Below are 25137 nucleotides of genomic sequence, written 5' to 3' on the forward strand. Positions count from 1 at the left end.
CACAAACGACAAAAATCCGGACACCCATCGGGGTATCCGGATTTTCCGATCGTTTTCCGATTAAACGGAAAACTACATTTTCTTGCCCACGTTGGTCTTCTTGGCAACCTTCGGAGCGGCAACCTTGGCCGCTTTGGGAGCGGCCGGTTTCGCAGCCTTCGGAGCAGCGGCCTTCTTGGGTGCGGCTTTCTTGGCTTCGCCCTCGACAACGGTAGCCTCCTCGACAGCGTCGGTCTTCTTCGCTGCGGGTTTGCGCGAACGGCGCGTCTTGGGTTTAGCCTCGGCAGCGGCTGCGGGAGCGATGCCCAGCGTGTAAGCGTCGTTGAAATCGACGAACTCGATGATGCACATGTCGGCAGCGTCGCCCAGACGGAAACCGGTCTTCAGGATGCGGGTGTAACCGCCCGGACGATCGGCGATCTTCGGCGCGATGGTGCGGAACAACTCGGTTACGGCCTCTTTCTGCTTGAGGTACGAGAAAACGATACGGCGCGAGTGCGTCGTGTCGTCCTTCGACTTGGTCACCAGCGGTTCGATGAACTGGCGAACGGCCTTGGCTTTGGCAACGGTGGTCTCGATACGCTTGTGCAGGATGAGCGACGAAGCCATATTCGACATCAACGCTTTACGGTGTCCCGCCTGACGGCCAAGGTGGTTAAAATTCTTATTGTGTCTCATAATTAATCTTTGTCAAGTTTGTAGATTGATACGTCCATACCGAACTTAAGGTTGAGCGAGGTCAGCAGCTCGTCAAGCTCCGTCAAAGACTTCTTGCCGAAGTTGCGGAACTTCAGCAGGTCGTTGCGGTTGAGCTTCACGAGGTCCCCCACGGTGTCCACGTCGGCGGCTTTCAGACAGTTCAGGGCGCGGACGCTCAGGTCCTGATCCGAGAGCTTGGTCTTCAGCAGCTGGCGCATGTGGAGTACGTCCTCATCGAACTCTTCGGCGCCGTTGGTGTCTTCCATGTTGACGGTGATCTTCTCGTCGGAGAAGAGCATGAAGTGCTGGATGAGAATCTTCGCGGCCTCTTTCAGAGCCTCCTTGGGGTGAATCGACCCGTCGGTAGTAATTTCCAAATTCAATTTCTCGTAGTCGGTCTTCTGCTCGACACGATAGTTTTCGATGGAATACTTCACGTTCTTGATCGGGGTGAAGATCGAGTCGATCGGAAGCGTTCCGAACTCGCACTCGGCGGGAGTATTCTCCTCGGCGGGTACGTAGCCGCGGCCCTTGCCGATGGTCAGCGTCATCTGCATCTTCGTGCCGGGCGCGAGGTGGCAGATCACCAGATCGGGGTTCAACACCTTGAAAAACGAGAGGTAATTCGAGATATATCCGGCAGTCAGCTCCGTCACACCCGCAACGTTAATGGAGACCTTCTCGGCATCCTGATTATCGACTGTGCGGATAAAACGAACCTGCTTCAGATTGAGGATGATTTTCAACATATCCTCCATCACGCCGGGGATAGCGGCAAACTCGTGGTCGACACCGGCTACCTTGACAGTCGTGATTGCGTAACCCTCCAGCGAAGAGAGCAGAATACGACGCAAAGCGTTACCGACAGTCATACCGAATCCGGGCTCCAGCGGCCGGAACTCGAACTTTCCGAACGATGAAGTGGATTCAAGCATAATAACCTTTTCAGGTTTCTGGAATGCTAATATTGCCATAATATATTTGAATTTGTTTGATTACTACTTCGAGTACAACTCGACGATGAGCTGCTCCTTGATGTTTTCAGGGATCTCCTCGCGCTCAGGCTTCTGCAGGAACTTGCCGCTCATCGAGGCGTTATCCCACTCAAGCCAAGCGTAGCGGCTCTTCGAACCGCCGGCCAGAGATGCCGAAATCACTTCCAGACTCTTCGACTTCTCGCGAACCGACACGACGTCACCCGCACGCAGCGAGTACGAAGGAATGTTCACGACGTTGCCGTTCACACAAATATGGCAGTGCGAAACGAGCTGGCGGGCAGCTGCACGCGTCGGGGCGATACCCAAGCGGTAAACAACGTTGTCCAGACGGCATTCGAGCAGCTTCAGCAGGTTCTCGCCCGTGATGCCGCCCATACGGGCCGCCTGATCGTACGTGCGTGCGAACTGCTTCTCCAGCAGACCGTACGTATACTTGGCTTTCTGTTTTTCGCTCAACTGCGTGCCGTACTCCGACACTTTCTTGCGCTTACGCGCCAGACCGTGCTGTCCGGGAGGAAAGTTGCGCTTTTCGAGCACCTTGTCCGCACCGTAAATAGCTTCGCCGAACTTTCTGGCGATCTTCGATTTTGGTCCTATGTATTTTCCCATTGTTTTGACTTTTTTAAAACCTTAGAAATATTCCTTACCCCGACGCAGATTATACGCGGCGGCGGTTAGGAGCACGGCAACCGTTGTGCGGCAGCGGAGTAACGTCGATGATCTCCATCACCTCGATACCTGCGCCGTGGATGGTGCGCACGGCCGACTCACGACCGGCACCCGGTCCCTTGACATACACTTTCACCTTGCGCAGGCCCATGTCGTAAGCGACCTTCGCGCAGTCGGCCGAAGCGGTCTGTGCGGCATACGGAGTATTCTTCTTCGAACCACGGAAACCCATCTTACCGGCCGAAGACCAGCTGATGACGTCACCCACCTCGTTGGTGATGGTGATGATCACGTTGTTGAAAGTGGAGTGTACGTAAGCGTTACCCACGGCACCGACCTTAACAACCTTTTTCTTAACTGTTCCAGTTTTCTTTGCCATAATTCTCTAAAGATTACTTTGTTGCCTTTTTCTTGTTTGCGACAGTCTTCTTGCGTCCCTTGCGGGTGCGGGCGTTGTTCTTGGTCGACTGACCGCGAACGGGAAGACCCAGACGGTGACGGATGCCGCGGTAGCAGCCGATATCCATCAGACGCTTGATGTTGAGCTGGACGGCCGAGCGGCATTCGCCTTCGACTTTGATGCCCATGTCGGCAATCGTCGAACGGATTGCGCCGATCTGGTCGTCCGACCAGTCCTGTACTTTGAGGTCGTAGCTGATGCCAGCGACTTCGAGAATCTTGCGAGCCGTCGAACGACCGATACCGTAGATATAGGTCAAGCCGATCTCGCCTCTCTTATTTTTTGGTAAATCTACACCGACTATACGTGCCATATAAATTCTTTTTCTTCTTTAATAAACCGTTTAAACATTACCCTTGGCGCATTTTAAACTTAGGATTCTTCTTGCAAATGACGTAGAGTTTCCCCTTACGCTTCACAATCTTGCAATCCTCGCTTCTCTTCTTGATGGATGCTTTTACTTTCATGATTTTCAAGCAATCTAATGTTATTTGTACCGGAAAGATATACGTCCCTTCGTCAAATCGTAGGGCGTCATCTCCACTTTAACTTTATCTCCGGGAAGGATTTTGATGTAGTGCATACGCATCTTCCCTGAGATATGGGCGGTGAGCACGTGTCCGTTGTCCAGCTCGACGCGGAACATCGCGTTGGACAGGGCCTCGATGATCGTGCCGTCCCTTTCAATAGCAGCCTGTTTAGCCATAGAGTCTTACTTGTTAATTGCCTGTTCGATGATACTAAAGTCCGTCAGCACGTCGGGACCGTCTTTACGGACCGCGACGGCGAACTCGTAGTGCGCCGCGGGTTTGTGGTCGCGCGTGCGGACTGTCCAGCCATCCCTTTCGAAAACCACCGCTTTGGTCCCCATGTTTATCATGGGTTCGATACAGATGACCATTCCCTCCTTGAGGAGCGGTCCTCTGCCGCGGGCGCCGTAGTTCGGAACACCGGGGTCTTCGTGCATCTTGCGACCCAAACCGTGTCCCTCCAACTCCCGCACCACGCCGTAACCGAAGCTTTCGGCATACTCCTGCACGGCTGCCGACACGTCGCCTACGCGGTTGCCGGCTTTAGCCTGCGCCGTACCTTTATAAAGAGCCTCTTTGGTGACCTCCATAAGCTGCCGTACTTCCTCGGCAACCTCTCCGACGGCGAACGTATACGCCGAATCACCAACAAACCCCTTCATAAACGTACCGCAATCGACCGAAACGATGTCGCCCTCCTTGAGGACGCATTTCGAGGATGGGATACCGTGAACTACCTGTTCGTTTACCGATACACACAACGAAGCGGGAAATCCCTGATATCCGAGGAAGGCGGGAACTGCTCCGTGCGCGCGGATGAAATCCTCGGCAATCGAGTCCAAAAACTTGGTGGTGACACCCGGACGGATGTGGCGACCCACCTCCGCCAGTGTCTTCGACACCAGTATATTGTTCTCGCGGAGCAGCTCTATCTCCTCGTCTGTCTTTATATATATCATTCTTCGCTAAGAACTCTTCGGAAAACTCCTAATGACGACCCTGAATACGTCCGGTCTTCATCAGACCATCGTAGTGGCGCATCAGCAGGTAGCTCTCGATCTGCTTCAGAGTGTCGAGCACCACGCCGACCATAATCAGCAGCGACGTACCTCCGTAGAAGTAGGCGAACGCCTGCTGTATGCCCAAGAACTTCATCGCCAGAGCGGGCAGAATCGCCACGATGGCAAGGAAGAACGAACCGGGGAGCGTGATACGCGTCATGATGGTGTCGATGTAGTTCACGGTCTGCTTACCCGGTTTCACACCCGGAATAAAGCCGCCGTTTCGCTTCATGTCATCGGCCATCATTTGAGGATTGATGATAATCGCGGTGTAGAAGTAGGTGAACGCGATTACCAGCACTGCAAGCGTGAAGTTGTACCAGAAGCCGGTCATCGAGCTGAAAGCAGCCGCGAAAGCCGTCCCGGAGAACAGCGCCGGAATAAACATCAGAGCCTGCGCGAAGATGATAGGCATCACATTCGCGGCATTCATCTTCAGCGGAATGTACTGACGTACGCCGCCGTACTGTTTGTTACCGACGATACGCTTTGCATACTGTACAGGGACCTTGCGGACAGCCTGCACGAGGGCGATCGTCGCCATGAAGACGAGGAACAGGAGCACCAGTTCGAGGATAAGCATGATGGCGCTGCCGCTGGCGGTCTGGAAGCGCGCATTGACCTCGGCCAACAGCGCATGGGGCAGACGTGCCACGATGCCGATCATGATTATCAGCGAGATACCGTTACCGATACCCTTGTCCGTGATCTTCTCGCCGAGCCACATGATGAACATGGTACCCGCGATCAGGATCGTCGTCGCATAGGCAACGAAGCCGAACGAGTTGCCGTAAACGAATGCAGTGGGGACCTGATGATACAGGTTGGCGATATACGCCGGACCCTGCAGGATCAGCACGCCGATCGTCAGAAAGCGCGTCCACTGGTTCATCTTGCGGCGGCCGCTCTCACCTTCCTTCTGCATTTTCTGGAAATACGGGATCATCATACCCATGAGCTGGATGATGATGGAGGCGGTGATGTACGGCATGACTCCGAGCGCAAGAATCGCGGCGTTGCCGAATGCGCCGCCGGAGAATACGTTCAACAGACCCAGCAGTCCGTTGCCCTCCAGCTGGCTGGCGTAAGCCGACCCCTCGCCCAAGGCGTTGGGGTTGATGCCCGGAATCACTACGAAACTACCCAAGCGGTAGACCAGCAGCAGCCCGATCGTGTAGATCACACGTTTGCGCAGCTCCTCGATCTTGTAGATATTCTTGAGCGTTTCAACCAATTTCTTGTTGGTCGCCAAAAGAGCGATTACCACTAAAAAGACGACGCCAACAACGAGATACTGATTCATAATTTTCGGTTTCTAAGGGTTCCTAGAGTTTTTCGACGCTGCCGCCCGCGGCCGTGATGGCCGCTTCGGCGCTCTTCGAGAATGCGTGAGCCTTTACGCTCAGCGCCTTGGTAACAGCGCCGTTACCGAGGATCTTCACCTTGTCCTTCGACGAGATGAAACCTGCGGCGATAAGCGTGTCTACCGTGATCTCGGCGAGCGACTTCTTGGCGGCCAGCTCCTCGATGGTCGAGAGGTTGATCGCCTTGAATTCAACGCGCTTCAGGTTGGTGAAACCGAACTTGGGGAGACGACGCTGGAGCGGCATCTGACCGCCTTCGAAGCCCAGCTTACGCGAGTAACCCGAACGCGACTGCGCACCCTTGTGACCACGCGTGGCCGTGCCACCGTGACCCGAACCGGCACCGCGACCGATACGTTTGTCGTGGTGCGTTGAACCCTTTGCAGGTTTGAGATTATTGAGTTCCATCGTAAAATTACTTCTTAGCTGTTAAACTTATTCTGCTGCTGCCTCCGTAGCCTCGGCTTTCTTAGCCTTGGGCGCTGCAGCCTTCTTGACGGCTACCTCTTCCACTTTGACGAGGTGCTTCACACGCTCGATCATGCCTTTGATGATCGCCGAGTCGTCGTGCTCGACGCTCGCGTTGATCCTCTTCAGTCCCAGCGCGTCGAGGTTTTTGCACTGACGCTCGGTTGCGCCGATGCGGCTTTTGACTTGGGTGATTTTCAATCTTGCCATTTGTCTCTACGAAATTAACCGTTAAACACCTTGTCCATCGAGATACCGCGCAGGCGGGCGATGCTGTGCGCATCGCGCAGCTCGCAGAGAGCGCCGATGGTAGCCTTCACCAAGTTGTGGGGGTTCGACGAACCTTTGCTCTTGGCGAGCACGTTCTTCACGCCCACCGACTCCAGCACGGCACGCATGGCGCCGCCGGCGATGATACCCGTACCGGGAGCGGCCGGGCGGATCATGACGAGCGAACCGCCGAAACGGAGCTCCTGCTTGTGGGGAATCGTACCGTTGATAACGGGAATCTTCACAAGGTTCTTCTTTGCGTCCTCCACGCCTTTGGCGATGGCCGACTGAACCTCCGAAGCCTTGCCCAGACCGTAGCCTACGACGCCGTCCTCGTTACCGACGACGACAATGGCCGAGAAACTGAATGTACGACCTCCCTTGGTTACCTTGGTAACACGCTGAATGCTTACGAGTCTGTCCTTAAGCTCGAGATCGCTAGTGCGTACTTTCTTTATGTTGGTATTTGACATAATCGCTTAAAATTTAAGACCGCCTTCGCGTGCTGCTTCGGCCAGCTGTTTAACTCTTCCGTGATACAGGTAGCCGTTGCGGTCGAACGCTACGGACGAAATGCCTTTGGCGGCAGCGCGCTCGGCAGCCAGTTTGCCCACGAGGGCGGCTACTTCGCACTTGTTCTTGCCGGCGGCGGCTTCCGCCACCTCTTTGTCCAGCGAGGATGCCGCAGCCATGGTCACACCTGCAAGGTCATCAATAAACTGCACGTAGATCTGCTTGTTGCTACGATATACAGTCATGCGAGGCTGTTCGGCGGTTCCGCTCACGATCTTGCGGATACGCATCTTGATCCTCTCTCTTCTTTCTATCTTGTTCAATGACATAACTCTAGACTATTTACTATTTAGCACCTGCTGATTTGCCGGCCTTGCGACGCAACTGCTCGCCGACGAACTTGATACCCTTGCCCTTGTACGGCTCCGGCTTGCGCAGCGAACGGATCTTGGCGGCGACTTGGCCGATGAGCTGCTTGTCCATGCTCTTCAGCGTTACGATCGGGTTGCCCTTCTTCTCCGTCACGGCGGTAGCGGTCACCTCCTTGGGAAGCATGAAATGCGTGTCGTGCGAGTAACCGAGACTCATTTCGAGGATCTGGCCCTTGACTTCGGCTTTGAAACCGACGCCCACGAGTTCCTGTTTGATTTCGTAGCCCTTCGATACGCCGACGACCATGTTGTTGATCAGCGCACGGTAGAGACCGTGCAGCGAACGGTGGCGGGGCTGGTTGGTAGGACGCGATACGAGCACAGCGGGAACTTCGTTTCCGGTGTGGATGTCCTTGTGCGTGCCGACCTCTACCTTGATGTCCGAGTCCACTTTCTGACTCAGCGTCCCGAGTGGCCCTTTCACGCTTACCACATTGTCGGCCGAAACCTCTACGGTAACGCCGGCGGGCAGGTTTACAGGTAATTTACCAATTCTTGACATTGTTGTTCTTGTTTAAAAATTTCCGTTAGTAGATGTAGCACAGCACCTCGCCGCCCACGTTTTCCTTACGGGCCTTGGCGTCGGTCATGATGCCTTTCGAAGTCGAGAGCACGGCGATGCCCAGACCGTTCAGCACGCGGGGCATGTCGGCCACCGACACATACTGGCGCAGACCCGGACGGCTCACGCGCTTGAGGTCCTTGATGGCGTTGCCCTTGGTGGCAGCGTCCCATTTAAGGGCGATTTTGATCGACGGATGACCTTTCTCGTCGGTGTCGAATTTGTAAGCGAGGATGTAGCCCTGCTCGTAAAGAATCTTAGTGATTTCCTGCTTAATTTTTGAGCCAGGAGCTTCAACCACCTTGTGGTTGGCTTTCACTGCGTTTCTAATTCTGGTCAGAAAGTCCGCAATAGGATCAGTCATAACGAATAGAAGTTAAAAATTAATGAATTAGTTAATTATTTGGTCCTCAGCGCCTTGAATCTTTCAACAGACTCGCCGCCGCTTCGGATGTTTTTCGTTTTGCGCCTCACGTTCAGCGCTTTTGCGCTCTCCGACAGGCCTTTCGGCATGGGGATAAAGCGCGCAAATATACATATTATTTCTCAAAAAACCAAGTTACGAGCCTATTTTCAGCGTTTTAAGTGCCGATGCCGGAATACGGACAATGTTAGCACTGAGGTGTTGCTAACATGACCCGTACAAAAATTCCCATCGACAACCGTCCGCCTTTCAGGAGAAGATTCCGTCCGACGACGCTGCGGCGGCTTTCCGCCCGCCCGTCACGCCACATCCGCGTCCACACGCGCCACCCCGTCATTCAACGGGTTACGCCGTGCCGTACGCATTTTGCGCGGTCTCTCTCCGGCCCCTCGGTCCGAGAAATTTGTAACCAAATGCCTAACCCCTCGATTTCCGCCCCGCCGCCGAGAAGTTACCGCTTGCGGCGGCACTTTCCTCGACATTGCGACGTAACTACTCGGATTCTGCACCCATATAAGCCCCGATCTCTGCGGTATCGGACTGCGGCACGCTTCATCGGCCTGCGCACAATCGCCGGGTTCACGCTCCGCATTCCGGGTTTCCCCCTCCTGCAAAGCCCCTCTCCGACGCCGGGCCGTCTCAGCGACAGCCGTCCGTCCACGGGCTTGCGCCCTCAAAATCCGGACTCGTATCCGGGATTTCTCCTTCAGATGAGCTTAACCGGCAAACCTTGTCCCTCCCTTCGGACGAACTTAGCCTACCTTAGAGCCTTCATAGCCCTACTCCCCTCCCCCTTCGGATTGCCTCCCGGCAGAAAATGAATTTTCGGATACCGGATATGATCCGGCATCCGAAAATATTACCAGCTTGCTTTCGTAACGCCGGGGATCAGACCCTTCGAAGCCATCTCGCGGAACTGGATACGGCTGATGCCGAACAGGCGGATATAGCCCTTGGGACGGCCCGTGATCTTGCAGCGGTTGTGCTGGCGGATCGGATTCGAGTTGCGGGGCAGCTTCGAAAGCGCAACCCAAGCCTCCTCGTGGTCGATCTCACCGCTCTTCAACTTGGCAGCAATCTCCTCGCGCTTGTGTGCATAGCGGTTTGCGAGTTTCACGCGTTTTACCTCGCGTGCCTTCATTGACTCTTTTGCCATAGCTTATTGATTCTTTTTAGCGTTTTTGAAAGGAAGGCCGAATTCGCGGAGCAGCGCGTAAGCCTCCTCGTCGGTCTTGGCCGTGGTAACGAACGTAATCTCCATACCGAAGATCTTGGTGATCTTGTCGATGTCGATCTCCGGGAAGATAATCTGCTCGGTGATGCCGAGGGTGTAGTTGCCCTGACCGTCGAACTTCTCGTTGATACCCTTGAAGTCGCGGATGCGAGGCAGAGCCACGGCGATCAGACGCTCCAAGAACTCGTACATCTTCGTATCGCGCAGCGTCACGCGCACGCCGATGGGCATGCCCTTACGCAGCTTGAAGTTGGAGATGTCCTTGCGCGAACGCGTCTGCACGGCTTTCTGGCCCGTGATCTGCGTCAGCTCGGCCTCGGCCACGTCGATAAGCTTCTTATCGGCTACAGCCTGTCCCATACCCTGATTGATAACGATCTTCGTGAGCTTCGGGCACTGCATGACGCTCGAATAACCGAACTCCTTCATAAGGGCGGGTTCGATCCGCTCCTTATATTGTGTCTTGAGTGTAGGTACGTATGCCATTATTTGATCTCCTCCCCTGACTTTTTAGCGTAACGGACTAATTTACCTTTTGCATTGAGCTTACGACCGACCTTCGTGGGTTTACCGCTCTTGGGGTCGAGCACCTGCAAGTTCGAGATGTGGATCGCCGCTTCTTTCTCGACGATGCCGCCTTGGGGATTCTGCGCGTTGGGTTTGGTAGCCTTCTTGCAGAGGTTCACGCCTTCGACGATGGCACGCTGCTTCGTAACCTCGACCTTCAGGACTTTGCCCTGCTGGCCTTTGTTGTCACCGGCAATGACTTGGACCATATCCCCTTTCTTAATATGTAATTTCACTGACATATCCGAAATTGTTTTTATGATTACAATACTTCGGGTGCGAGGGAGATAATCTTCATATACTGGTCGCGCAGCTCACGAGCTACGGGGCCGAATATACGAGTACCGCGCATTTCACCCTGGTTGTTAAGCAGCACCACGGCGTTGTCGTCGAAACGAATGTACGAACCGTTGGCGCGTCTGATTTCCTTGGTCGTTCTTACGACAACCGCTTTCGACACGGCGCCCTTCTTGACGTCGCCCGAAGGAGTCGCGCTCTTGACAGCCACCACAATCTTATCACCGATAGATGCGTAGCGGCGCTTGGTGCCGCCGAGCACCCGGATGCAGAGGACTTCCTTCGCACCGCTGTTATCAGCTACTATGAGTCTACTTTCCTGCTGTACCATAATTACTTAGCTCTTTCAATGATTTGTACTAATCTCCAACGCTTCGTCTTGCTCAGCGGGCGGGTTTCCATGATGCGCACGGTATCGCCCTCCTTGCAGGTCTCGTCGAGGCTCTCAGCGACGAACTTCGTCGTCTTGTTGACGAACTTACCGTAAATGGGATGCTTCACTTTGCGTGCGACCGCAACCACAATGGTCTTTTCCATTTTGTTGCTGACAACCACCCCAATACGCTCTTTTCTAAGATTTCTTTCCATAGTTATTCCTTATTAGGCGTTCTTTTGACGCAGGATTGTCAGCATGCGAGCTATATCTCTGCGATTTTTCTTAATGATAGAAGGGTTCTCGACGGGAGACACCGCGTGCTGCACCTTCAGCTTCGCCAGCTGCGCCTTTTCGGTCTCGATGCGCTCCTGCAGGTCCTTGATCGAAATATCCTTGATTTCTGCACTTTTCATCTTGTCGTCTCGTTAGATTGTGGTTTCGACGTAGTCACGCCGTACGATAAACTTGGTGGTAATAGGCAGTTTCTGGGCACCCAGACGCAGGGCCTCCTGCGCGATTTCCAAGGGCACGCCTTCCGCCTCGAAGAGAATACGTCCGGGAGTAACGGGCGCCACGAATCCTTCGGGATTACCCTTACCCTTACCCATACGCACCTCGGCGGGTTTCTTCGTGATGGGTTTATCGGGGAAGATGCGGATCCAGAGCTGACCTTCACGCTTCATGTAACGGGTGATGGCCTGACGGGCCGCCTCTATCTGACGACCTGTGATCCAAGTCGATTCAAGTGCCTTGATTGCGAACGATCCGTATGCAAGTTGGTTACCTCTCTGAGCGATACCTTTCATACGACCCTTCTGCATTCTTCTAAATTTGGTCTTTTTCGGCTGTAACATTGTTGTTTTGCTTTAAAAAGGTCCGACTTACTTATTGTTGTTGTTGCGACGACGGTCACCACCGCGGTCGCCACGGTCGCCGCGTCCTCCGCGACGGTCTCCGCGGCCGCGACGGTCTCCGCGATCACCGCGCTCGCCACGGTCCCCCGAAGGAGCCTGCGCCGATGCGCCTGCAATCTCGAACAGGTCACGCTTGCCGTACACGATGCCTTGGCAGATCCAAACCTTCACACCCAGAATACCCACTTTCGTGAGCGCCTCGGTCAGGCAGAAATCCACGTCGGCACGGAACGTATGCAGCGGAATACGCCCCTCCTTGATGGTTTCGCTGCGGGCCATCTCGGCACCGCCTACACGGCCGGAAACCTGAATCTTGATACCCTCGGCGCCCATGCGCATGGTCGATGCCACGGCCGTCTTCACGGCGCGGCGGAACGATACGCGGCCCTCCAGCTGGCGGGCGATGTTCTGGCCTACGATGACGGCATCCACCTCAGGACGCTTTACCTCGAAGATATTGATCTGAATCTCCTTGCCGGTGAGCTTCTTCAGCTCTTCCTTGAGCTTGTCGACCTCCTGACCGCCCTTGCCGATGATGATGCCCGGACGGGCGGTGGAAATGGTTACCGTAACCAGTTTCAGCGTGCGCTCGATGATGATCTTCGAGATGCTTGCCTTGGCCAGACGGACATTCAGGTATTTGCGGATCTTGGCGTCCTCGACCAGCTTCTCGGAGAAGTCTTTGCCGCCGAACCAGTTGGAATCCCAACCGCGGATGATACCAAGACGATTTGCTATCGGATTAACTTTCTGTCCCATCTGATTACTTGTTTTCTACGGTTACCATTTTATCAACTACGATCGTCACGTGATTCGAACGTTTGCGAATGCGGTGAGCGCGGCCCTGAGGCGCTGCCTGAATACGCTTCAGCATGCGGCCTCCGTCTACGAATACCTCTTTCACGCACAGCTTGGTGTCTTCCAGACGTTCGTTTTCGTTCTTGGCTTCCCAGTTGGCGATAGCCGACTTGAGCAGTTTCTCCATACGGATCGACGCCTCCTTCTTCGAAAAACGAAGGATGCCCAATGCCTTGTTGATCTCGACGCCGCGGATGATGTCGGCCACGAGGCGCATCTTGCGGGGAGAGGTCGGGCAATCACGCAGAACAGCGATTGCTTTCTGCTTCTTCTCAGCCTTGATTTTCTCGGCTTTTATTGCTTTTCTTGCACCCATTTTCTACCTATTTTTTCTTGTTACCTGCGTGACCGCGGAAGTTACGGGTGGGAGCAAACTCACCGAGCTTGTGTCCTACCATATTCTCTGTTACATACACCGGAATAAACTTGTTTCCGTTGTGGACAGCGATCGTCTGACCTACGAAGTCAGGCGAGATCATACTTGCACGCGACCAAGTTTTGATGACCGACTTTTTGTTACCTTCGGCCTGAGCGACGACTTTCGCTTCGAGCTTGGGGTCGATAAACGGTCCTTTTTTTAATGAACGGCTCATTATGTACTCTTATTTAATTATTTTTTCTTCTTGGAAATAATAAACTTCGAGGTCGTCTTCTTGGGATTACGCGTCTTGTAACCCTTGGCCAAGAGACCCTTGCGCGAACGGGGGTGACCACCCGACGCACGGCCTTCGCCACCACCCATCGGGTGATCGACGGGGTTCATCACCACGCCGCGGTTGCGCGGACGACGGCCGAGCCAACGCTCACGACCAGCCTTACCGGAGCTTTCGAGGCTGTGGTCGATGTTCGACACGACACCCACGGTAGCGCGGCAAGTTACGAGTACCATACGAGTCTCGCCCGAAGGCAGCTTGATGATGGCGAATTTGCCCTCACGAGCCAGCAGCTGGGCGTAAGAACCGGCGGAGCGAGCCATCGCGGCTCCCTGACCGGGGTAGAGTTCGATATTGTGGATGACCGTACCCAGCGGAATCTCGCTCAGGAAGAGCGTGTTTCCGACTTCGGGAGCGACGCCTGCGCCGCTTACCACGGTCTGCCCCACTTGGAGTCCGTTCGGTGCGATGATGTAGCTCTTCTCACCGTCGGCATATACCAGAAGTGCAATACGTGCGGTACGATTGGGATCGTACTCGATAGTTTTTACAGTCGCAGCGATGCCGTCCTTGGTGCGTTTGAAGTCGATGTTACGATACATCTGCTTGTTACCGCCGCCGATATAGCGGACCGTCATCTTACCGGAATTGTTGCGTCCGCCCGAATTCTTCTGGGGGCTGAGCAACGATTTCTCAGGCTTATTCGTCGTGATTTCGTCGAACGTACCGATGATCTTATGTCTTGTACCCGGAGTAACGGGTTTGAATTTTTTTACTGCCATCTTCGTTAGATATTACTGTAAAAATCTATCTTATCTCCGTCCTTCAAGGTGACGATAGCCTTCTTGAAGTTGTTAGCGCGACCCTCCAGAAGCCCGGCTTTGGTAAAGCGGCTCTTGAGTTTGCCCATGTAGTTCACGGTGTTCACATTTGTCACGACGACGTTGTACATCTGCTCTACGGCATTGCGAATCTGCAGCTTGTTAGCCCTCACGTCAACGATAAAACCGTAGCGATTCAACTTTTCGCCCTGAATCGTCATTTTTTCGGTCAAAACCGGCTTAATAATAATTTCCATTGTGTGTCTTGCGTTTTTAAGCTAACATCGTATTCAAAACATTCTCGGCACCTTCCACCATCACGATCGCCGATGCGTTCATCACGTCGTAGGTGCAGACGTTCTGAGCCAGCACGGGCTGTACGTAAGGCAGGTTGCGGCACGAAAGCTGAAGATTGGCGTTGGACTCCGGGAGAACCAGCAGCACTTTCTTGTCTGCAACTTTCAGTGCGTCGGCCAAAGCCACGACAGCCTTGGTCTTGGGAGCATCCAGCGAGAGGGTTTCCACAACGCTGATCGCACCTGCCTGAGCCTTGTAGGTCAAAGCGCTGCGACGAGCGAGCTGCTTGAGCTTCTTGTTGAGCTTGAAGCTGTAATCGCGGGGCTGGGGACCGAAGATACGGCCGCCGCCCGGAAACAGCGGAGACTTGATGCTGCCGCAACGGGCGCCGCCAGTGCCTTTCTGACGCTTGAGCTTGCGCGTCGAGCCGGCGACTTCGTTGCGCTGCTTCGACTTGTGCGTGCCCTGACGCTGATCAGCAAGATACTGCTTCACGTCGAGGTAGATAGCGTGGTCATTAGCCTCCACGCCGAAGACGGCGTCCGAAAGAACTACCTTACGACCCGTTTCTTTTCCTTGTGTGTTTAAAACAGCTAATTCCATACTACTTCTCAATTGTTAAATAAGCACCCTTTGCTCCCGGAATCGAACCTTTCACGAGGATAAGGTTGCTCTCAGGAATAACTTTCAATACGCGCAGGTTCAAAACCTTGACCTGCTCACCGCCCATCTGGCCGGGCAAGCGCTTGCCCTTGAAGACGCGCGAGGGATAGGACGATGCGCCCAGCGAACCGGGTTTGCGCTGACGGTTGTGCTGACCGTGGGTCTGTCCGCCCACGCCGCCGAAACCGTGACGCTTCACAACGCCTTGGAAGCCTTTACCTTTCGATATCCCGGTCACGTCCACCCAGTCCTCTTCCGAGAAGAGTTCCACGGTAAGCGTGTCGCCGAGATTCACTTCGGGCATACCCTTGAATTCAGCCATTTTGCGCTTAGGGGTAGTGCCGGCTTTCTTGAAGTGTCCTAACAAACTGCTGCTGGTGTGCTTTTCACTTTTCTCGTCATAGGCAATCTGTACCGCTTCGTAGGTGTCCTTCTCCACGGTCTTGATTTGCGTAACAACGCACGGACCAGCCTCAATGACAGTGCATGGTATATTCTTACCCTCGGCACTGTAAACGGAAGTCATTCCGATTTTCTTTCCAATAAGTCCTGACATTTGTTGTCGATTGTTTGTTATAAATAAAGTGATCTTTCGTTGCTATACTCAACAGGTACAAGCCTTCCGTTATCACACCTTGATTTCGACCTCCACACCTGAGGGAAGCTCCAGCTTCATCAGCGCGTCGATCGTTTTGGGCGTCGACGAATAGATGTCGAGGATGCGCTTGAAGGTGCAGAGCTGGAACTGCTCGCGGGCTTTCTTGTTGACGAAAGTCGAGCGGTTCACCGTGAAAATCTGCTTGTGCGTGGGAAGGGGCACAGGACCGCTCACAACGGCGCCCGTGCTCTTCACAGTCTTCACAATCTTCTCGGCCGATTTGTCCACGAGATTGTGATCGAATGACTTTAACTTGATTCTAATCTTCTGGTTCATATGTTTTCTTATTCTATATCCTTACGTTTACCACTCGCTTTCTCGATGATCTCCTTGGCCAAGTTGGCAGGAACCTCCTCGAAGTGCGAGAACTCCATGGACGAAGTGGCGCGGCCCGACGAAATGGTGCGGAGCACGGTCACATAGCCGAACATTTCCGACAGGGGAACCTTGGCCTTCACGACGCGAGCCGTGCCCTTGGACTCCATGCCGGTGATCTGTCCGCGGCGCTTGTTCAGGTCGCCGATGATATCACCCATGCTCTCCTCAGGGGTCACGACCTCCACGGACATGATGGGCTCCAGAATCACCGAACCGGCCTTGGGAGCAGCTGCGCGGTAACCGTTACGGGCAGCGATCTCGAACGAGAGCTGGTCGGAGTCTACCGGGTGGAACGAACCGTCCTTGAGGGTAACCTTCATCGAGTCCATCTTGTAGCCGGCCAGAGCGCCGTTGTCCATCGCCGAAGCAAAACCTTTCTGAACAGAAGGAATGAACTCCTTGGGAATATTACCGCCCTTGACCTCATCCACGAACGTAAGTCCGATCTGACCTTCGTCGGCGGGACCGATCTCGAAGATGATGTCGGCGAACTTACCGCGACCGCCGGTCTGCTTCTTGAAGACCTCGCGGTGCTGAACCGTCTTGGTGAGCGCCTCCTTGTAGTTGACCTGAGGAGCGCCTTGGTTGATCTCCACACCGAACTCGCGGCGCAGACGGTCTACGATGATATCGAGGTGCAGCTCGCCCATACCGCTGATGACGGTCTGTCCCGAATCCTCGTCGGTATGCACCGTGAAGGTGGGGTCTTCCTCGGCCAGCTTGCCCAGCGCGATGCCGAGTTTGTCGAGGTCCTTCTGGGTCTTAGGCTCGACCGCCAGACCGATCACCGGTTCGGGGAAGGTCATCTGCTCCAGAACGATCGGTGCGTTCTCGGCGCAGAGCGTGTCGCCCGTGCGAATCTCCTTGAAACCTACGGCAGCGCAGATATCGCCGGCGCCGACGGTCTCCATCGGATTCTGCTTGTTGGCGTGCATCTGGTAGATACGGCTGATACGCTCGCGCTTGCCGCTGCGGGTATCCAGCACATAGGAACCTGCGTCCAGTTTACCGGAGTAAACGCGCACGAAAGCCAGACGGCCTACGAACGGGTCGGTAGCGATCTTGAACGCCAGACCGCAGAACGGATCGTCCTCGGAGGCGTTACGCGTCTCTTCCTTCTCGGTTTTGGGGTTGATACCCGTCACTGCGGGCACGTCGAGCGGCGAAGGCAGGAAAGCCATCACGTAGTCGAGCAGTTTCTGAACGCCCTTGTTGTGGAACGACGAACCGCAGAGCATCGGCACGACCTGCATCGAGATCGTGGCCTTGCGGATAGCTGCGAGCAGCTCCTCGGCCGTGATCGAATCCGGATCCTCGAAGAATTTCTCCATCAGGGCGTCGTCGGTCGCCGCAACCTCTTCGATGAGCTTGGCGCGCCATTCGGCAGCCTCGGCCTTCATCGATTCGGGAATCTCCTTCAGCTCGAAGTTGTCGCGCACGGTCTTGTCGTCGTAGTAGTAGATCGCATTATTATATATAAGGTCTACCAGACCCTCGAACTTGTCCTCGGCGCCGATGGGAAGAACGACCGGCAGGGCCGTCGCACCGAAGTGCTCCTTGATCTGCGCGCACACGGCCAAGAAGTCGGCGCCCGTGCGGTCCATCTTGTTGACATAACCCAGACGGGGGACGTTGTACTTGTCGGCCTGACGCCATACGGTCTCCGACTGAGGCTCGACGCCGCCCACGGCGCAGAACGTCGCAACGGCGCCGTCCAGCACGCGCAGCGAACGCTCCACCTCGACGGTGAAGTCCACGTGTCCCGGAGTGTCGATCAGGTTGATCTGATACTGATTGCCCTTGTAGTTCCAGAATGCGGTCGTTGCGGCCGAGGTGATCGTGATACCGCGCTCCTGCTCCTGAACCATCCAGTCCATAACGGCAGCGCCTTCGTGCGTCTCGCCGATCTTGTGGGTTTTGCCCGTGTAAAAAAGGATACGCTCCGACGTGGTGGTCTTACCGGCATCGATGTGAGCCATGATGCCGATATTGCGAGTGTAATTTAAATCTCTGGTTGCCATCTGTCAGTCTCCTTTTTTAGAATCTAAAGTGTGCGAATGCCTTGTTGGCCTCGGCCATGCGGTGCATCTCCTCCTTACGTTTGAAGGCGGCGCCCTGCTGGTTGAAGGCATCCATTATCTCTGCTGAGAGTCGATCTGCCATCGTCTTGCCGGCGCGCTTGCGGGAATAGAGGACAAGGTTTTTCATGGAAATAGAAATCTTGCGCTCCGGACGAACCTCCATCGGAACTTGGAACGTCGCACCGCCGATACGCTTCGATTTCACTTCGACTTGGGGTGTGATGTTCTCAAGGGCCTGTTTCCAGATTTCCAACGGAGATTTATCAGCATCCTTCATCTTCTTGCCCACCAGCTCCAACGCATCGTAGAAAATGGTGTAGGCAATACTCTTCTTACCATCCAGCATAAGGTTGTTCACGAAACGGGTCACGGACACGTCTCCGAACTTCGGATCCGGAAGTAGAATTCGCTTTTTTGGCTTAGCTTTTCTCATTGTTTATTCGAAAATTGTCTAAAATTAATGTTTCTTGTGATTATTTACCGGCCTTGGGGCGTTTTGCACCGTACTTCGAGCGACGCTGACGACGGCCGTCCACGCCTGCCGAGTCGAGCGCGCCGCGCACGAGGTGATAACGTACACCGGGGAGGTCCTTCACACGACCGCCGCGGACAAGCACGATGGAGTGCTCCTGCAAGTTGTGGCCTTCTCCGGGGATATAGGCGTTGACCTCCTTGCCGTTGGTCAATCTTACACGTGCTACCTTACGCATAGCCGAGTTAGGCTTTTTCGGGGTCGTGGTGTACACGCGGGTACATACGCCTCGGCGCTGGGGACACGCGGCGAGTGCCGGAGATTTGCTCTTATCCTCCATGCGAACTCGACCGTTTCTCACTAACTGTTGAATAGTTGGCATTTCTTAAACTGTCCTTTTAATTGTTAAAAAATCTATCTCCATTGTCCAAAATGGACTGCAAAGGTACGCATTTTTTCGGAATTACAATATATATGAGCATCTTTTTTCGCTGTTTTCCTGCATTTCAGCCGTTTTGCAATTCTTTTTGCTGATATAAATATAAAGCATATAACTTTTTACTTATACACAAATCAACAACCGGCTATTTATCATCGGCTTACATCCGTTCCGGGCGTAGGCACGCACCGACCGCGGCAGCGCGGCCATCCGGCCGATTTCGCTATATTTGCAAAAATTCCGAACGAAGCATGAAACGACTCCTCACGACTTTTGCGTTCGCACTGGCGGCGCTCTGCATTTCGGCCTGCGACAGCCGCCGCCAGCCCCTTTTCACGGCCAATCCGCTCGGCGCGGGACCGGTCCTGCTCACCGTGTCCGCCGCGCAGATCCCGGCGTCGCATCCGGGGCTTTACGACACATTCACAACCGACCGGACTCCCGCAGGAGAGACCGTGCTGCGCTTCACGCTGGCCGGGGAGCCGGTCATGGAGGCGCGGGCGTACGGCGACGAAATCGAATCGATCGAAATTTTCGGACCGGGAGTCGGATCAACGGACGGCATCGCGCCGGGAACGGACGTAAAACACCTTTTCGAAAACGGCGGCATCTCCCAGACCGACAACGACGGACGGCTCGTCATCACCCTCAACGGCATGACATACAGAGTTTCGGGACTCGGCGAAGAAGGCCGGAAAAAGCTCGGAAAAGCACACGCCGACGGCGTCACCCCGCGCATCTCGCCGCAGGATTTCGACCCCGGCGCCAAAGTGACGAGCATCCTGATCAATTAACCGCCCGCAAGAGACCGCCGCGGCGCGTCGGCGACACTCTGCGCCGGCACGACGCCGGCGCAGCAAGACAGCAGCCCACCCCAGCTCCACGCTGCGGAAGAGCAGCAGAGCAGCGCGACAGCGGTACAGCACGACACCGCCGCGACACGGCAACGCTCGTCCGCGTCCGGCAAAACGGCTGCGGAAATCCGCATCCGCCGCCGCACCCGGAGACGCTCCCCGCAGGAGCGCCTTTTTTCACACCCTTTTGCACCCTGTAAAACATTTTTTCCTATCTTTGCGGGAAATCCGCAACAAAGCGACAAATCAGAACCGAGCTATATCATGGAGTACAATTTCAAGGAGATCGAGTCCAAGTGGCAGCGCCGCTGGCAGGAGGATAAAACCTACAAGGTCGAGACCGATCCGTCGCGGCCCAAATTCTATGTGCTGGACATGTTCCCCTATCCGTCGGGCGCCGGCCTGCATGTGGGCCATCCGCTGGGCTACATCGCCTCGGACATCTACTCGCGCTACAAGCGCCAGAAGGGCTTCAACGTCCTGCATCCGATGGGCTACGACGCCTTCGGCCTTCCGGCCGAACAGTACGCCATCCAGACGGGCCAGCATCCGGCCGTCACCACCGAGCAGAACATCGCCCGCTACCGCGAGCAATTGGACAAAATCGGCTTCTCGTTCGACTGGGACCGCGAAGTCCGCACCTGCGATCCGGGCTACTACAAATGGACGCAGTGGGCGTTCCTCAAAATGTTCGGCTCCTACTACTGCAACGACAGGCAGCAGGCCCGCCCGATCGAGGAGCTGACCGCGGCCTTCGAGCGGAACGGCACCGAAGGGCTGAACGTCGCCTGCACGCAGGAACTGCACTTCACGGCCGAAGAGTGGCGCGCCATGTCGGAGGCCGAGAAGGAGCAGACGCTGCAGAACTACCGCCTTGCGTTCCGCGCGGACACGATGGTAAACTGGTGTGCGAAGCTGGGAACCGTGCTGGCCAACGACGAAGTGCACGACGGACTTTCGGTCCGCGGCGGCTATCCGGTCGAGCAGAAGCGCATGAAGCAGTGGCTTCTGCGCGTGACGGCCTATGCCCAGCGCATGCTCGACGGACTGGACAAACTCGCATGGAGCGACTCCCTGAAGGAGATCCAGCGCAACTGGATCGGCCGCTCCGAAGGCGCTCAGGTCTTCTTCGATATCAAGGATTCGGACCGGAAACTCGAAATATTCACCACCCGCCCCGACACGATCTTCGGCGTCACCTTCATGGTCATCGCCCCGGAACACGAGTGGGTCGACAGCCTGACGACGCCCGAAAACCGGGCCGCCGTCGAGGAATACATCTGTCAGGCCAAGAAGCGTTCGGAACGCGAACGCATCGCCGAGACGAAACGTGTAAGCGGCGTGGCTACAGGCTCTTACACCGTCAATCCCTTCACCGGCAAAGCCATTCCGATCTACATTTCGGACTACGTGCTGGCAGGCTACGGCACGGGCGCCATCATGGCCGTTCCGGCGCACGACTCGCGCGACTACGCCTTCGCCCGCCACTTCGGGCTGGAGATCGTTCCGGTAGTCGAGGGCGGCGACATTTCGCAGGAGTCGTACGACGCCAAATCGGGCAAAGTAATCAACTCGGATTTCCTCAACGGCAAGGATGTAAAAGAGGCGATCGGTCTCATGTTCGACGAAATCGAACGGCGCGGATTGGGCCGCAAGCGCATCAACTACCGCCTGCGCGACGCCATCTTCTCGCGCCAGCGCTATTGGGGCGAGCCGTTCCCGATCTACTACAAGAACGACATCGCCTGCCCGCTCGCCGAGGACAAACTGCCGCTCGAACTGCCTCCCGTCGCCGACTTCGGCCCCACGGAGCAGGGCGAACCGCCGCTGGCCCGCGTCAAGGAGTGGGCGACGCCGGAAGGCTGGCCCTACGAACTTTCGACCATGCCCGGATTCGCCGGATCGTCGGCCTACTACCTCCGCTACATGGACCCGCACAACGACCGGGCGCTCGTCGGCCGGGAAGCCGACGAATACTGGCGCAGCGTGGACCTCTACGTCGGCGGCATCGAGCACGCCACGGGACACCTCATGTACTCGCGCTTCTGGAACATGTTCCTCTACGACCTCGGCGTGGTATGCGAGGAGGAGCCGTTCCGCAAACTCGTCAATCAGGGCATGATTCAGGGCCGTTCGAACTTCGTGTACCGCATCGTCGGCACCAACAAGTTCGTCTCGCTGGGTCTCAAGGAGCAGTACCGGACGCAGGCGCTCTACGTGGACGTGAACATCGTCCGCAACGACATCCTCGACATCGACGCTTTCCGCGCGTGGATGCCCGAATACAAGGACGCCGAATTCATCCTCGAAGACGGCAAATACGTCTGCGGCTGGGCCATCGAGAAAATGTCCAAATCGTTCTACAACGTCGTGAACCCCGACTACATCGTCGAAAACTACGGCGCGGACACGCTGCGCATGTACGAGATGTTCCTCGGCCCGCTCGAACAGTCCAAGCCGTGGGACACCAACGGCATCGACGGCGTCTACAAGTTCCTGCGCCGTTTCTGGCGGCTGTTCTACGACCGCGACGGCAGGCTGATCGTCACCGACGAGAAGGCCGACGAAAAGGAGTTGCGCACGCTGCACAAGACGATCAAGAAGGTCAGCGAGGACATCGAGAACTTCTCGTTCAACACCTCGGTCTCGGCATTCATGATCTGCCTCAACGAGCTGGGCGAGTGCAACAAGCGCGAGATCATCGAGCCGCTGACCGTGCTGCTCGCCCCCTTCGCGCCCCATATCGCCGAGGAACTTTGGGCGGCGCTGGGACACACCACCTCGGTCTGCACGGCCGACTATCCGGTTTACGACGAGAAACACCTCGCGCAGAGCGCATTCGAATACCCGGTTTCGATCAACGGCAAACTCCGCTTCAAGAAAGAGTACGCCACGTCGCTGACACCCGCCCAGATGCAGGCCGACGTCGTGACGCTGCCCGAAGCGCAGAAATGGCTCGAAGGCAAAACTCCGAAAAAGGTCATCGTCGTGCCGGGCAAGATCATCAACATCGTCATCTGATCCGCACCAAAACGACACGCCCATGAAACGAATCGCAACGGCTTTGACAGCACTTCTGCTTATGGCAGGCACCGCAACGGCACAAGACTACGGACAGGCCCGCACGCTGAAAATCTGGGACAACAAGACTGCGCCCCACGGCAACGGCATCGCCACGCCCGAACGCGAACCCGAAAAGAACCGCCTCACCGACGTTTCGGAAGCGGTGCTCTACATCTTCCCGGCCGCTCCGGAGAAGGCCACGGGGCAGGCCGTCGTAATCTGCCCCGGCGGCGGTTACGTAAAGTTGTGCATAGATTACGAAGGCTATGAAATGGCCCAGTGGTTCGCCGAACACGGCATCACGGCCGCCGTGCTCAAATACCGCATGCCCAACGGCCACCCCGAAGTGCCGCTGGAGGACGTCGAGCAGGCCCTTCGCATCATGATGGGACTCGAAGCGGGAGCCACGGGCTTCACGGCGGACAAGGTCGGCATCGTGGGCAGCTCGGCAGGCGGTCACCTCGCCGCCTCGGCTTCGACGCTCGCCCGCACCAAACCCGCCTTCTCGATCCTCTTCTACCCGGTCATCACGGCCGAAAAAGGCAAGGCGCACCAAGGGTCGTTCAACGCCCTGCTGGGCGACAAGCGCAGCGCGGAGACCGACACATGGTACTCGCTCCAGAACCGCGTGAGCAGCGAAACCCCGCCCACCCTGCTGCTGCTTTCGGACGACGACCGCGTCGTCCCGCCCGTAAACAGCACGCTCTACTACAACGCACTGAAGGACAACGGCGTCAAGGCCTCTATGCACATCTACCCGACGGGCGGCCACGGCTGGGGCATCCGCAAGAATTTCAAATACAGGGAGCAGTGGCAGCAGACCGTGCTCGACTGGCTGCAGGGAATCGCCAAATAACCGCTGCACGACCGGCAAAAAGGGTGTACCGCCATGCGGACGCCCTTTCGCCGTTTTTTCGGACGGCGCATTGCCGTTTTCCGATTATTGCGTATCTTTGCGCACAAAACGAACATTTATGGCAGACAACACCATTTTGAGTCGTCTCGACGGCCTGAAACTGAAATACGAGGAGACGGGACAGAAACTCACCGACCCCGAAGTCATCGCCGACGTCAAGCAGTTCGTGCAGCTCAACAAGGAGTACAAGGAGCTGGAACCGATCATCGAGACCTCGGAACGTTACCGCACGGCTTTGGCCAACCTCGCCGAAGCCAAGGACATCCTCGCCAACGACAAGGACGAGGAGATGCGCGAAATGGCGCGCGGGGAGATCACCGAGCTGGAACCCGCCATCGAGCAGATGGAGGAGCAGATCAAGCTGCTGCTGATCCCCAAGGATCCGCAGGACTCGAAGAACGCCATCATGGAGATCCGCGGCGGCACAGGCGGCGACGAAGCGGCCATTTTCGCCGGCGACCTGCTGCGCATGTACACTAAATACATCGAATCGAAGGGCTGGCGCTACGAAATGACCTCGTTCTCGGACGGCGCCGCGGGCGGCTACAAGGAGGTCGTGCTCAAGGTCACGGGTCAGAACGTCTACGGCACGCTCAAATACGAGTCGGGCGTGCACCGCGTACAGCGCGTGCCCCAGACCGAAACGCAGGGCCGCGTCCACACCTCGGCGGCATCGGTGGCCGTGCTGCCCGAAGCCGAGGAGTTCGACGTCGAGATTTCGATGAACGACATCCGCAAGGACATCTTCTGCGCGTCTGGCCCCGGCGGCCAGTCGGTCAATACGACCTATTCGGCCATCCGCCTGACACACATCCCGACGGGCATCGTCGTGCAGTGTCAGGACCAGAAATCCCAGCTGAAGAACTTCGACAAGGCGTTCGAGGAGCTGCGTACGCGCGTCTTCAACCTCGAATACTCGAAGTACCTCGACGAAATCGCCTCGAAGCGCAAGACGATGGTCTCGACGGGCGACCGTTCGGCCAAGATCCGCACCTACAACTATCCGCAGGGCCGCATCACCGACCACCGTATCAACTACACGATCTACAACCTCTCCGCCTTCATGGACGGCGACATTCAGGACGTGATCGACCACCTGATCGTGGCCGAGAACGCCGAGCGTCTGAAGGAGAGCGAACTCTAATCC

Annotated in this window: 37 protein-coding genes; 4 read left to right on the forward strand and 33 right to left on the reverse strand. The window is 56.0% G+C overall.

Going from position 1 to position 25137, the window contains the following annotated elements:
• Positions 1-72 precede the first annotated feature (72 nt).
• The 33 genes from rplQ to rpsL all read right to left on the reverse strand — a co-directional run bounded on the left by rplQ (position 73) and on the right by rpsL (position 19100).
• Positions 73-678: a 50S ribosomal protein L17 gene (gene rplQ, locus HMPREF9720_RS07225; protein ID WP_009597587.1), complete on the reverse strand. Its 606-nt coding sequence runs from the start codon at positions 676-678 to the stop codon at positions 73-75.
• A 2-nt stretch (positions 679-680) separates the two neighbouring features.
• The gene (locus tag HMPREF9720_RS07230) at positions 681-1673 is read right to left on the reverse strand and encodes a DNA-directed RNA polymerase subunit alpha (protein ID WP_009597697.1); all 993 of its coding nucleotides are present in this window, start codon (positions 1671-1673) and stop codon (positions 681-683) included.
• 24 nt (positions 1674-1697) lie between these two features.
• Complete coding sequence (gene rpsD / locus HMPREF9720_RS07235) at positions 1698-2306, reverse strand: 30S ribosomal protein S4 (protein ID WP_009597605.1); 609 nt, start codon at positions 2304-2306, stop codon at positions 1698-1700.
• Between the two features lie 49 nt (positions 2307-2355).
• Positions 2356-2745, reverse strand: a complete 390-nt coding sequence (gene rpsK, locus HMPREF9720_RS07240; RefSeq protein ID WP_009597689.1) for a 30S ribosomal protein S11 — start codon at positions 2743-2745, stop codon at positions 2356-2358.
• A gap of 13 nt (positions 2746-2758) precedes the next feature.
• Positions 2759-3139 carry a 30S ribosomal protein S13 gene (rpsM, locus tag HMPREF9720_RS07245; RefSeq protein WP_009597631.1) on the reverse strand — a complete coding sequence of 127 codons (381 nt, stop codon included), beginning with the start codon at positions 3137-3139 and terminating at the stop codon, positions 2759-2761.
• Positions 3140-3176: 37 nt separating this feature from the next.
• Complete coding sequence (ykgO, locus tag HMPREF9720_RS07250; protein WP_010262443.1) at positions 3177-3293, reverse strand: type B 50S ribosomal protein L36; 117 nt, start codon at positions 3291-3293, stop codon at positions 3177-3179.
• Between the two features lie 20 nt (positions 3294-3313).
• On the reverse strand, positions 3314-3532 hold the full coding sequence (infA, locus tag HMPREF9720_RS07255; protein ID WP_009597667.1) for a translation initiation factor IF-1: 219 nt from the start codon (positions 3530-3532) through the stop codon (positions 3314-3316).
• A gap of 6 nt (positions 3533-3538) precedes the next feature.
• Positions 3539-4315 carry a type I methionyl aminopeptidase gene (gene map, locus HMPREF9720_RS07260; RefSeq protein WP_009597701.1) on the reverse strand — a complete coding sequence of 259 codons (777 nt, stop codon included), beginning with the start codon at positions 4313-4315 and terminating at the stop codon, positions 3539-3541.
• A gap of 28 nt (positions 4316-4343) precedes the next feature.
• Positions 4344-5720, reverse strand: a complete 1377-nt coding sequence (gene secY, locus HMPREF9720_RS07265) for a preprotein translocase subunit SecY (RefSeq protein ID WP_009597575.1) — start codon at positions 5718-5720, stop codon at positions 4344-4346.
• Positions 5721-5742: 22 nt separating this feature from the next.
• The gene (rplO, locus tag HMPREF9720_RS07270; protein WP_009597699.1) at positions 5743-6189 is read right to left on the reverse strand and encodes a 50S ribosomal protein L15; all 447 of its coding nucleotides are present in this window, start codon (positions 6187-6189) and stop codon (positions 5743-5745) included.
• 27 nt (positions 6190-6216) lie between these two features.
• Positions 6217-6459, reverse strand: coding sequence for a 50S ribosomal protein L30 (gene rpmD, locus HMPREF9720_RS07275; protein ID WP_009597624.1), 243 nt, complete (start codon positions 6457-6459; stop codon positions 6217-6219).
• A 14-nt stretch (positions 6460-6473) separates the two neighbouring features.
• The gene (rpsE, locus tag HMPREF9720_RS07280; protein ID WP_009597688.1) at positions 6474-6992 is read right to left on the reverse strand and encodes a 30S ribosomal protein S5; all 519 of its coding nucleotides are present in this window, start codon (positions 6990-6992) and stop codon (positions 6474-6476) included.
• A 6-nt stretch (positions 6993-6998) separates the two neighbouring features.
• Entirely contained in the window at positions 6999-7361 is a 363-nt protein-coding gene (gene rplR, locus HMPREF9720_RS07285) for a 50S ribosomal protein L18 (protein WP_009597644.1), read from the reverse strand.
• 16 nt (positions 7362-7377) lie between these two features.
• Positions 7378-7965, reverse strand: a complete 588-nt coding sequence (gene rplF, locus HMPREF9720_RS07290) for a 50S ribosomal protein L6 (RefSeq protein ID WP_009597676.1) — start codon at positions 7963-7965, stop codon at positions 7378-7380.
• Between the two features lie 25 nt (positions 7966-7990).
• Positions 7991-8389 carry a 30S ribosomal protein S8 gene (gene rpsH / locus HMPREF9720_RS07295; RefSeq protein WP_009597633.1) on the reverse strand — a complete coding sequence of 133 codons (399 nt, stop codon included), beginning with the start codon at positions 8387-8389 and terminating at the stop codon, positions 7991-7993.
• Positions 8390-9308: 919 nt separating this feature from the next.
• Entirely contained in the window at positions 9309-9605 is a 297-nt protein-coding gene (gene rpsN, locus HMPREF9720_RS07300; RefSeq protein WP_009597626.1) for a 30S ribosomal protein S14, read from the reverse strand.
• 3 nt (positions 9606-9608) lie between these two features.
• Positions 9609-10169, reverse strand: a complete 561-nt coding sequence (rplE, locus tag HMPREF9720_RS07305) for a 50S ribosomal protein L5 (protein WP_009597608.1) — start codon at positions 10167-10169, stop codon at positions 9609-9611.
• Complete coding sequence (gene rplX, locus HMPREF9720_RS07310; RefSeq protein WP_009597581.1) at positions 10169-10492, reverse strand: 50S ribosomal protein L24; 324 nt, start codon at positions 10490-10492, stop codon at positions 10169-10171. The genes rplE and rplX overlap by 1 nt, the downstream gene beginning before the upstream one ends.
• 20 nt (positions 10493-10512) lie before the next feature.
• A complete protein-coding gene (rplN, locus tag HMPREF9720_RS07315) occupies positions 10513-10878 on the reverse strand; it encodes a 50S ribosomal protein L14 (protein ID WP_009597702.1) in 366 nt (121 codons plus the stop codon).
• 2 nt (positions 10879-10880) lie between these two features.
• On the reverse strand, positions 10881-11135 hold the full coding sequence (rpsQ, locus tag HMPREF9720_RS07320; protein ID WP_009597655.1) for a 30S ribosomal protein S17: 255 nt from the start codon (positions 11133-11135) through the stop codon (positions 10881-10883).
• Between the two features lie 12 nt (positions 11136-11147).
• Positions 11148-11336: a 50S ribosomal protein L29 gene (gene rpmC, locus HMPREF9720_RS07325; RefSeq protein WP_009597619.1), complete on the reverse strand. Its 189-nt coding sequence runs from the start codon at positions 11334-11336 to the stop codon at positions 11148-11150.
• Positions 11337-11348: 12 nt separating this feature from the next.
• Complete coding sequence (gene rplP / locus HMPREF9720_RS07330; RefSeq protein WP_009597694.1) at positions 11349-11777, reverse strand: 50S ribosomal protein L16; 429 nt, start codon at positions 11775-11777, stop codon at positions 11349-11351.
• 27 nt (positions 11778-11804) lie between these two features.
• Positions 11805-12596: a 30S ribosomal protein S3 gene (gene rpsC / locus HMPREF9720_RS07335; protein ID WP_009597687.1), complete on the reverse strand. Its 792-nt coding sequence runs from the start codon at positions 12594-12596 to the stop codon at positions 11805-11807.
• A 4-nt stretch (positions 12597-12600) separates the two neighbouring features.
• Positions 12601-13011: a 50S ribosomal protein L22 gene (rplV, locus tag HMPREF9720_RS07340; protein WP_009597606.1), complete on the reverse strand. Its 411-nt coding sequence runs from the start codon at positions 13009-13011 to the stop codon at positions 12601-12603.
• Between the two features lie 7 nt (positions 13012-13018).
• Positions 13019-13288, reverse strand: coding sequence for a 30S ribosomal protein S19 (gene rpsS, locus HMPREF9720_RS07345; RefSeq protein ID WP_009597568.1), 270 nt, complete (start codon positions 13286-13288; stop codon positions 13019-13021).
• Between the two features lie 17 nt (positions 13289-13305).
• Positions 13306-14130 (reverse strand): 50S ribosomal protein L2, encoded by an 825-nt coding sequence (gene rplB, locus HMPREF9720_RS07350; RefSeq protein ID WP_009597703.1) that lies wholly within the window; start codon positions 14128-14130, stop codon positions 13306-13308.
• Between the two features lie 5 nt (positions 14131-14135).
• Positions 14136-14426 (reverse strand): 50S ribosomal protein L23, encoded by a 291-nt coding sequence (gene rplW, locus HMPREF9720_RS07355; protein WP_009597698.1) that lies wholly within the window; start codon positions 14424-14426, stop codon positions 14136-14138.
• A gap of 16 nt (positions 14427-14442) precedes the next feature.
• Positions 14443-15069: a 50S ribosomal protein L4 gene (gene rplD, locus HMPREF9720_RS07360; RefSeq protein ID WP_009597617.1), complete on the reverse strand. Its 627-nt coding sequence runs from the start codon at positions 15067-15069 to the stop codon at positions 14443-14445.
• A gap of 1 nt (position 15070) precedes the next feature.
• Positions 15071-15685 carry a 50S ribosomal protein L3 gene (rplC, locus tag HMPREF9720_RS07365; RefSeq protein ID WP_009597589.1) on the reverse strand — a complete coding sequence of 205 codons (615 nt, stop codon included), beginning with the start codon at positions 15683-15685 and terminating at the stop codon, positions 15071-15073.
• A 72-nt stretch (positions 15686-15757) separates the two neighbouring features.
• Entirely contained in the window at positions 15758-16063 is a 306-nt protein-coding gene (gene rpsJ, locus HMPREF9720_RS07370) for a 30S ribosomal protein S10 (RefSeq protein WP_004329464.1), read from the reverse strand.
• A gap of 8 nt (positions 16064-16071) precedes the next feature.
• On the reverse strand, positions 16072-18186 hold the full coding sequence (gene fusA / locus HMPREF9720_RS07375) for an elongation factor G (protein WP_009597621.1): 2115 nt from the start codon (positions 18184-18186) through the stop codon (positions 16072-16074).
• 16 nt (positions 18187-18202) lie between these two features.
• Positions 18203-18679 (reverse strand): 30S ribosomal protein S7, encoded by a 477-nt coding sequence (gene rpsG, locus HMPREF9720_RS07380; RefSeq protein ID WP_009597682.1) that lies wholly within the window; start codon positions 18677-18679, stop codon positions 18203-18205.
• A 40-nt stretch (positions 18680-18719) separates the two neighbouring features.
• Positions 18720-19100, reverse strand: coding sequence for a 30S ribosomal protein S12 (rpsL, locus tag HMPREF9720_RS07385; protein ID WP_009597595.1), 381 nt, complete (start codon positions 19098-19100; stop codon positions 18720-18722).
• Between the two features lie 308 nt (positions 19101-19408).
• Between rpsL and HMPREF9720_RS07390 the strand changes: the two genes are divergently transcribed.
• The 4 genes from HMPREF9720_RS07390 (at position 19409) to prfA (ending at position 25134) form a co-directional block, all read left to right on the forward strand.
• Complete coding sequence (locus HMPREF9720_RS07390) at positions 19409-19951, forward strand: hypothetical protein (RefSeq protein WP_009597638.1); 543 nt, start codon at positions 19409-19411, stop codon at positions 19949-19951.
• A 324-nt stretch (positions 19952-20275) separates the two neighbouring features.
• Positions 20276-23032, forward strand: a complete 2757-nt coding sequence (gene leuS / locus HMPREF9720_RS07395; protein WP_009597666.1) for a leucine--tRNA ligase — start codon at positions 20276-20278, stop codon at positions 23030-23032.
• Between the two features lie 22 nt (positions 23033-23054).
• On the forward strand, positions 23055-23930 hold the full coding sequence (locus HMPREF9720_RS07400; RefSeq protein WP_009597573.1) for an alpha/beta hydrolase: 876 nt from the start codon (positions 23055-23057) through the stop codon (positions 23928-23930).
• 118 nt (positions 23931-24048) lie between these two features.
• Complete coding sequence (prfA, locus tag HMPREF9720_RS07405; RefSeq protein ID WP_009597679.1) at positions 24049-25134, forward strand: peptide chain release factor 1; 1086 nt, start codon at positions 24049-24051, stop codon at positions 25132-25134.
• The last annotated feature ends 3 nt before the right edge of the window (positions 25135-25137 follow it).

Source organism: Alistipes sp. HGB5, from assembly GCF_000183485.2.
Lineage (GTDB): Bacteria > Bacteroidota > Bacteroidia > Bacteroidales > Rikenellaceae > Alistipes > Alistipes finegoldii.